This window comes from Lujinxingia vulgaris, assembly GCF_007997005.1.
Classification (GTDB): domain Bacteria; phylum Myxococcota_A; class Bradymonadia; order Bradymonadales; family Bradymonadaceae; genus Lujinxingia.
This window is the reverse complement of the sequence record NZ_VOSL01000042.1, coordinates 24,196-32,250: the sequence shown is the minus strand read 5'-3', so window position 1 is coordinate 32,250 and position 8,055 is coordinate 24,196. Positions and strand designations below refer to the sequence as shown.

Here is an 8,055-nt window from a genome sequence, read left to right as displayed (position 1 = left end):
TTGGATAGGCGGACGGCCTCGGTCTTGAAGTCCTTGGGATATTGTCTGCTCATCGGAACACCTCGTTGTGGTTACTAAAACCATTCTCTTCGATGTGTCCGGGAAATTGAAGGAACCTCATCGGGCTGGTGCTCGTACTCGTACTCGGGCTGGTGCTCGTACTCGAACGGGTACTCGATCTCGTTCGGGTGCTCGTTCTCTCGAGTTTTAATGAACTCTCCCAAATGCCCCCCAACCCGAGCGCATCCAGGGCGAAGTCCAGCAAGGAGGCAGGGATGAAGCTGTAGCAGCGCTACTGCGAATCCCTGACGACGCCGCTGGCTTCGTCCTGGGGCGCTCGGCACGTGATCATTGATGATCGCCCCGAAGGCTCCCAAGCCCCAACATCGAGATTCGATGATCGCACCAGGGGCTTTCGAGCCTTCCTGTTTGTCCTCGATGATCAAAAAAAAGGCTCGCGAGCTCCGATTCTCCTCATCCATGAGTGAATCGAAGGCTTGCGAGCCCTCTTGCCGATCATGAATGAAGCGCCCGGGTGCTCTCGAGCACTTGGGCGCTTCATCGAATGGCGATTTGAGTGCTCTAGAGCACTTTCGCCATCATCAATCTTGAAAGGACGTTCAGTATCAGGCGTTCGCCGGCTCCGTCACGTCGCCCACCGGGGCCTGCGGCTTCTCGTCGGTGACGATGACGTCGGCGCCGGTGTCGAGGTCGACGTCGGGGAGCTGATTCTGGCCGCGGTTTCGTCGGTAGAACTCCGCGGCGCGGTCGTTTTGCAGGGCGAAGGGGCCGAGAATCAGCGAGCGATTCTTGCGGTCCTCCTCGCTCGTGGTGGGGTAGGCGCCGTTGACCCGGTGGATCAGCTCCACGCTCTTGGACGCGATATCGGCCTTGAGCTGCTGGAGCTCTTCAAAAGTCGGAGCGGCTTCGGTCTTGATAGCCTGGCTCATGGCCTCGGCAAATGCCTTAAACGCCACCTGCAGCACCTCAAAGGACGCGCTCAAGCCGCAGGCCGAGATGTCGCGGAGATGCTTCGCCTCCAGGTCGTTGAGAATGGAGCGCAACATCGCCTCCTGATCCTCGCGGGCGACGTTGGTCACCGAATGCACCTCCACGTTCAGCGGCCCATCGAGCAGGCGCTGGGCAGCCTTGCCGCGGACGGAGTCCTTGCCGTGGTCTTCGACCTCCATACGCGCGCGGCTCACGAAATTGGAAAAACTCTTATCGAGCTTGTTATCGCTCAGCGCGAGCTCGGGGTCCGACTTGGCGCTGCGGGCGGCCTCCCGGGTGCGGTGGCGCTCGGCGTAGCGCTCCGTCATGGCGATCAGCTCCTCATTACACGCCCCGATCTCCGCCGGCGGCGCGGGCTGCACCTTCTCAATCCCCTCCCGGGCGCGGCGAGCGGCCCAGCCGAGGCGCGAGGGCGGAAGAGCGTAGGAGTTGAAGAATTCACTCTGAGATACGATACGCATTGCGATACCTCCCCTTGAGGGTAGCGCAACCTCACCAGCGCGCATGACCGCCATGCTCGCCGCTGACTGCAGGTTGGGTGTGAAGGGGGGGAGGTTAGCAGAGAGGGGGGGAGGTGGAAAAGAGGGTGACGAGTTCGGGGCTCGTAACCGGCTCGCGCCAGAGCCGTAGGGGGAGGTCTTGTGCCTCCCCCGTACTCCCAGGTCTGGGAACGGCCGACCTCCTCGCCATTTCACCGCCCCGGAAACCACCGACCGAGAGACGGACATCCACCCCTCGTTTCGGCAGCGGAGCGTTTTCCAACACTATGCTAGGCTCGCAAGCCTACGGATTGAAAAACCGACCGGCCCGGGAGCCGACCCTTATGAAAGCGTGGCAAGACAACGACCTACTCGCAGGCCGCTACCGCCTGATGCGCGAGCTTGGCCGAGACCGCGGAGCCTTGCTCTGGGAGGCCCACGACGACCGGGAGATGAGCCTCGTTCACCTGCGCATCCTGCAAGAAAACCTGCGCAGCGAGCCGCTCGTTGTGATGCGTTTTACCCGGGAGGCGGCCCTGGCCGGGCGTCTCGACCATCCCGCGTTGAGCGCTGCCCGGGAGCTTCTCGACGACGAGGAGGCGCTGGCCCTGGTCTACGACGTGCCGGGCACGATGACCCTGGCCGACAGGCTGCGCCGCGGCGTCGTCGATGCCACCGAAGCCGCGATCCTGCTGGAGCCCGTCCTGGAGGGCCTGGAGTTCGCACATCGACGCGGGGTGATTCACCGAAACTTAAGCCCCGACCACATCTGGCTGGACGGGTCCGGAGGCGCGCGCGTCAGCGGGTTCGGAGGCGCAAAAGTCCTCGATATGGTCGGGCTCACGACGCAAAGCATGGCCTTTGGGCTCTCCCACTACGGGGCGCCGGAGCAGTGGTTTTCGCAGGGCGGCCAGGAGGGGGACGCCGACCCCCGCACCGACGTGTGGGCGTTGGGCGTGATGCTTTTCGAGATGATCGTCGGTCGGCCGCCGGTGCCAGCCGGAGGGCCGGGCGCGATGCTGGAGGCTCTCAACGGTCTCGATCTGCGGGTGGACCTCGGCGAACAGGTCAACTCCCCGGTGGGCCGCGCCATCCAGGGCGCCTTGCAGGTGGAGCGCAGCGAGCGAATCCCCTCGATGCGCGCGATGGCGGATGTGCTTCTGGGTCGCGTGGAACTTCCCGCGCATCTCTCCACATCCAAGACAAAAGAGGTGCCCTGCTGGAACTGCGCGCACCCGCGGATTCCCACCCTGGACCTTTGTCTGCGCTGCGGGCAGGGGCCCCTGATTCAAAACCCCGGGGAGGGGAGCGTCGATGTCTTCGTCCCCAAGTTTCGCAGTGGGGAGGAGACACCGGGGGTGCGGCGTTTCGCCGGTAGCAGAAGCTGGCGAGATCTCTTGTTCAGGACCTTTCATCCCCAATTGGACAGCGAGGAGAAGGCCTTGCTCAGCGAGCAGCTCGAGCGCGCCGGGGCCATCTTCGACGAGCATTCCCAAGAGCGAATGGCGTACAGCCCGATTATGATCGCCTCCGGCCTCACCGCGAGCGATGCCTATCGGCTCAAGACCTTTCTTGAAAAAGGTGAAGCCGCCGAACTGAAGAGGCCCAGGAAACACACATTCGACAACCCGAAGGAGGTGATGACCGACGATCAGCTGCCGATCTTAGTAAAAGATCGGAGCACCGAAAATCGCTTGGCCCGACTGATATGGGCGATGAAGGGTGTGAGGTGGTCGAGTCCGGTGCTCTACTTTTTGCTCTCCGTGATCTCCGCCCTATCAACAAGCTTTGGGGCACTTTTTCTCTTGATGATCGTCGCGATTTGGACATTTTCCGATGGTCAGGTAAGCGGTGATGATCTCTTCTTACCCTACTTACTCATTATAATAATATTCATGATCGTCGCGCCGATCTGGGTCGCGCTGGTGTTGATGGCGACGAAAAACAGGCGTCCTGCGGTGTCCTTCGAGGAGAGCGCCTCAGGGTTTTTATCGAAGGAAAAGGGGCAGGCGTGGGTCGCGTTCATGGGCGACCTCGCGAATGAACGGGATCGCCACCTGGCGGAGGATGTGCTCGCTGCTCTGAGCTGGCGCGGCGATGAAGAGGCGCAGCGTCTTTTGGACGAGGTCGAGCACGACGTGGCCCTCCTGGGCGCCGCACCGCGCGACGATGAATGGCAGCGCCTGCAGGTGGCCTGGGAGGGGCTGGTGGCGAAAGCAGAGCAGGCCGCGGACTCCCCGTCTGGAGCCGCCCGGCGCGAAGCGCTGGCCCTCGCCATGGAGATGAAACGCCACGAAAAAGCCGTTGAGGAGAGCGAGCTGGCCCGGGCGCGGCTTTTCGATGTGCTGGAGCGCGTTCGCGCTCTGAATGACGTGGCGATTCACGAGGAAGAGTCGCCGCAACACGCGTCGTCGAGCGCGCCCGGGGAGCTCAAAGCTGCCCTCGACGAGCTACGTCTTCTGCATCAATCGCTGACCGAGCTTGAGGGCACTCCCCATCTGGAAATCAGCGAAGCCGCCCGCGAAGAGGTCGACCTGCATCTGGCGCTACCGGAGCGTTTTGACGTGATTCGGCCCATTGCCTCCGGCGGGATGGCCAGCGTCGTGTTGGCCTACGACCACTACCGAGGGGAGGAGGTGGCACTCAAGGTCGTGCTCCCGCACCTGCGCGACATCCCTCAGATCGGCAGCCTGATCCGCCAGGAGTTTGAGGCCGCCTGCAAGGTGCATCACCCGGGCCTGGTGGCCATACATGAGCATCTGGAGGTCGATGGCGTGGGCGTGCTTGTGATGGAGTACATCCCGGGCATTGATCTGAAGACGATGATTCGCTGGCGCGGCGCACTGCCCCCGGCCGAGGTTCGCACCCTCGGAACGACGCTTCTGGACGCGCTCGGCGCGGCACATCGAAGCGGCGTGATTCACGGCGACATCAAGCCCGCCAATATCATTGTCGGCGAGGATGAGCGGGTGGTGCTGGTCGACTTCGGACTCGCCAGAATGGAGTACCTGGCCCGAGACACAGAGCTTGAGGCTCGCCTGGGCACGCCGGGCTATGCGGCCCCGGAGATTCTCGAGGGCGGCCTGGTGGACGAGCGCGCCGACATCTTTGGTCTGGGCCTGACGCTTCTCGAAGCCCTCACCGGCACATTGCCCTTCGCGCAAGGCGAAGACGAACCCGTTGCAGGTGGTGATCTCCAGGAGGTCGAGGCCGGGCTTCAGCTTCGAGAAACCCTGAAGCGCGCGGCGTCTCGGGATACGTCAAAGCGCTTTCGGTCCGCAGAAGAGATGCGGCTCGCGTTGGCTTCCGGCGCGCAGAGCCATGAGAGTTGGCAGGCCGAAGCGCTGGCGAGCGAGTCCTGCCATCAATGCGGCGGCGCCCGACTGCGCTACCTGCACCGCTGTACCAGTTGCGGAGCGCGTCGCTATCAGATCTCGGCCCGCTCGCGTTTTGTAGGATGGCAGGTCGTTGTGGAAGGGGAGACGTTGGAGGGTGCAGACGTCGCGGCGATTCGGCAGGTCATCGGTGAATTTCAGCGGATCGATGCAGAGCAACATTTCGAAGCGTTGCTCTCGGAGCTGCCGGTTCTCTTGAGCCCGTCCATTGCCAAGGACGATGCGCTGGCAATGGCCAGGGCGCTGGAGCGAGAGCATATATCAACGCGAATCTTGCATGCCGGCCTCGGCGCTCCTTTCTACCGAGCGCGGCGGTCGATTCGACGGATTTTGACCGGCTGGACTCCCTTTCTGGCGTTGATTCCGGTGCTTGCATGGCTCTTCCTTATCTTCTCCACCATGCGGCACAAAGAGCTCTATTTTTTTGAATTCGCGAGCCTGTTTGTTGTCCTGGGGTTGCTGCTGGTCGTCCTTGCCGCCGTGGAGTTAGGGCCGGTCCTGCGCTCGGCGACGCGGGTTGAAAAAGGCAACTCGCCAGGAAACGACGCTCGACCTGCGCCGGCCTTTGAAGACCACGCCATCAAGGCATTGCAGCAGGCTCGCTCCGAGCGCACCCGCACGCTGATCCAGGAGCTGGTGGAGACGATCGGCGCGCTGCGCGAGAGGTGGGCGAATTCTGCGGAGTTTGAGCATCTGGTGGATGCCCTCGATGACATCACCCTCAAAGCGTTCGCACAGGTGGAGGCTTTGATCGAGGCCGAGGCGCTGCTCGCCAGCGTCGATCCCCGGGAGCGCACGGACCGTCACGAAGAGGCGAATTTCAGGGTCGTGCGGATCGGCTCGGCGCTGCTGAGCCTGGCGCGAAACGTCAGGGAGCTTGGTGCTGCGGAGACGCCTGAAGATCTGGAGGCGTTTGGGGAGATGGAGGCGGTATTTGATTTCCATGTGCCGGATGATGCGGAAGACGAGCAGGCGGAGCGTGTGGTGGGGGAGGAGCAGGTGAGTTCGGCGTAGAAAAGGATTGGGTGGGGCGGGGACCCACAAGGGGTCCCCCTACGGATCGGGAGGTGGAACGGCCCCACCTCCCGCTGAACGAAACATCAACAGTACGAGGTCCGCATCGTCAGCGCCTCATCCCCCTCCATGATCCGCGTGATCCCGTCGATGCGCGTATAGCCGTAATCCTCCGCCGAGACCCCCTTGATGCGCTCGCCATCGGCGCCCTTGATCTCGGTCCAGGTCCAGCCGGCCACCGCCAGATACGTGGAGGTCTCGTCCTCGACCTCCAGCCCGTACTCGCCAGGCGCCTCCCAGATCGCGTCGGGGATCTCGCGCGGCTCAAGCGCCTGGCGGGGCAGCGGCTCGTTGCCGTCCATCTCGTCGGAGCCGTAGTCCACATGCGTCACAATGCCGATGAGCGAGGGTGTGAAGTCAAAATCATCGGGCCAGTTGATGGTGGTGCCGGCGTACACAAAACTCAGCGGCACGCCATGTTTCGCGCCCAGCTCCGCGACAAAAGCCGCGGCCTTTTTGATGGCGTCAGCGCTCTCAAATTCACTGCGCACCGGCCGACCGATGACGATCAGCCCCTCGTTTTCCATCTCATTAAGATAACCTGCCATCAGCGACCTCGGCGGTGGCGCGCCCGCGAAATAGCGGTGCGGCGAGTGGTTGGGATGTGGAGGCACGAAGGTATGCCGGGGAGGGGCAAGGGTGCAAACAGGGGCTAAGAACGCGTCCAGTGTGTCCGCGAATGTCCGACCCGGGGACGGACATGCCCCTTATTTTATGCGCCTGATGTCCCTCCCAGGGTCCGACACGCCCCCCGTGTTCGCCACTCCGCTCGCGCCCCACCAGACGCCCTCACGAATCTCCCCACATCGCGAACCCCGGCGCCCCACAACCACACAACCACCCAACCACCTGACCACAAAACACACCCCACCAGACGCCCTCACGAACCTCCCCACACCGCGACCCCCCGGCGCCCCACAACCACACAACCACATAACCACACAACCACAACCCGCACGCTCCCCAACGCCCTCACAAATCTCCCCACATCGCGAACCCCGGCGCCACTCACACCACATACGTCCCCGACCTCCCCGCCGGATCCACACTCTCAGGCAAGCAGACACCGCCCTCCCCCGCCCCACCTTCTCCGCCAACCCCCACCCCGCGCTCCGACCGCCCCGACCGCCCCGACCGCACCGGATGCACCCACCTCGCGCCCTCCCACCCCAAACGCCCCAACAACGCCAGCCCCAACCTCCCAAAACTCACCCGCGCGTTAATCTCGCTGACCGCCCGCACCACCCGCTCCCCCACGTACCACCCCACATACGCGTCCACCCCCACCGGCCCCACGTACCCCCGCTCGGCCACGGCCCGCGCCGCCTTCCTGGCCCCCTCCCAGAGCAACGCGTCCTCCTCCAAAACATCCACCGCACTCCCAAGCCCGAGCCCCCGAAACGTCCCCGTCGCGTCAGCCATAAGTGCGCACATCCCCAGCTCCCGCACCGCCCCCCCGGCCTCGATCTCGAAATGCAACGAGCGTTCCGCCTCAATCTCCACCCTCGGCTCCACCACCACCCCCAACCCCGCGCCAAACACCCGCTGTGCCCAACGCCGCGCGTCGTCCGGCAAGTCAGAACCGCGCCCCCGAAGCTGCCCCCGACCGCTCACCCCGAAGGGATGTTTGAGCACCCAGCCCGCCTCCAACCCCCGGACCGCCTCCGCCAACTCCGCCTCACTCCCACACACCGCCGAGCCCGCCAGCGCCTCAATCCCCAGCCCGAAGCGCTTATCGTTGACCTCCCGCACCACCCCAACATCCACCGGCCCCACCTCCAGCCCGGCCTTTTCAGCGAACGCCAGCACCTCGTCGGTCCACCCCCACGCCACGAGCCTTCGCCCCGGCTCCAGTGTTTGCGACCCGGCGGTAGGCGGCCAGACCACCACCTCGGCCTCCGGCTCCAGCAACCTCAAAATATGCGACCACCTCGCTGACATCGCCCGCACCGCTTTCGGGATCGGCGCGCCACTGAGCGCGAGCTCAAACTCCAGATTGGTCAACACATAGCTCATCGTCTTCCTTTTGAGGTGTATCGGCCCGGGCGTTTCGCGGTCCAGAGGCGAGGGTTACGGAACATTTTAACAGGTGTTTG

At 63.8% G+C, this 8,055-nt stretch carries 4 protein-coding genes; 1 reads left to right on the top strand and 3 read right to left on the bottom strand.

The genetic code is table 11. The features are described 5' to 3' along the window. Positions 1-626 precede the first annotated feature (626 nt). Positions 627-1,472, bottom strand: coding sequence for a hypothetical protein (locus FRC96_RS08495; RefSeq protein WP_146974073.1), 846 nt, complete (start codon positions 1,470-1,472; stop codon positions 627-629). Between the two features lie 362 nt (positions 1,473-1,834). Between FRC96_RS08495 and FRC96_RS08490 the strand changes: the two genes are divergently transcribed. Continuing rightward, on the top strand, positions 1,835-5,899 hold the full coding sequence (locus FRC96_RS08490; protein WP_230470028.1) for a serine/threonine-protein kinase: 4,065 nt from the start codon (positions 1,835-1,837) through the stop codon (positions 5,897-5,899). An 86-nt stretch (positions 5,900-5,985) separates the two neighbouring features. Here FRC96_RS08490 and FRC96_RS08485 read toward each other — a convergent pair whose 3' ends face one another. Together FRC96_RS08485 and FRC96_RS08480 are read right to left on the bottom strand one after the other, a co-directional pair. Continuing rightward, positions 5,986-6,507 (bottom strand): hypothetical protein, encoded by a 522-nt coding sequence (locus FRC96_RS08485; RefSeq protein WP_146974071.1) that lies wholly within the window; start codon positions 6,505-6,507, stop codon positions 5,986-5,988. A 460-nt stretch (positions 6,508-6,967) separates the two neighbouring features. Then, positions 6,968-7,975: a hypothetical protein gene (locus tag FRC96_RS08480; protein ID WP_146974070.1), complete on the bottom strand. Its 1,008-nt coding sequence runs from the start codon at positions 7,973-7,975 to the stop codon at positions 6,968-6,970. Positions 7,976-8,055 lie beyond the last annotated feature (80 nt).

What these genes read in the sequence shown, in the direction of transcription:
- FRC96_RS08490 (WP_230470028.1), top strand. Translation starts at nt 1,835, where the DNA reads ATGAAAGCGTGGCAAGACAACGACCTACTCGCAGGCCGCTACCGCCTG.
- FRC96_RS08480 (WP_146974070.1), bottom strand. Translation starts at nt 7,975, where the DNA reads ATGAGCTATGTGTTGACCAATCTGGAGTTTGAGCTCGCGCTCAGTGGC.
- FRC96_RS08485 (WP_146974071.1), bottom strand. Translation starts at nt 6,507, where the DNA reads ATGGCAGGTTATCTTAATGAGATGGAAAACGAGGGGCTGATCGTCATC.
- FRC96_RS08495 (WP_146974073.1), bottom strand. Translation starts at nt 1,472, where the DNA reads ATGCGTATCGTATCTCAGAGTGAATTCTTCAACTCCTACGCTCTTCCG.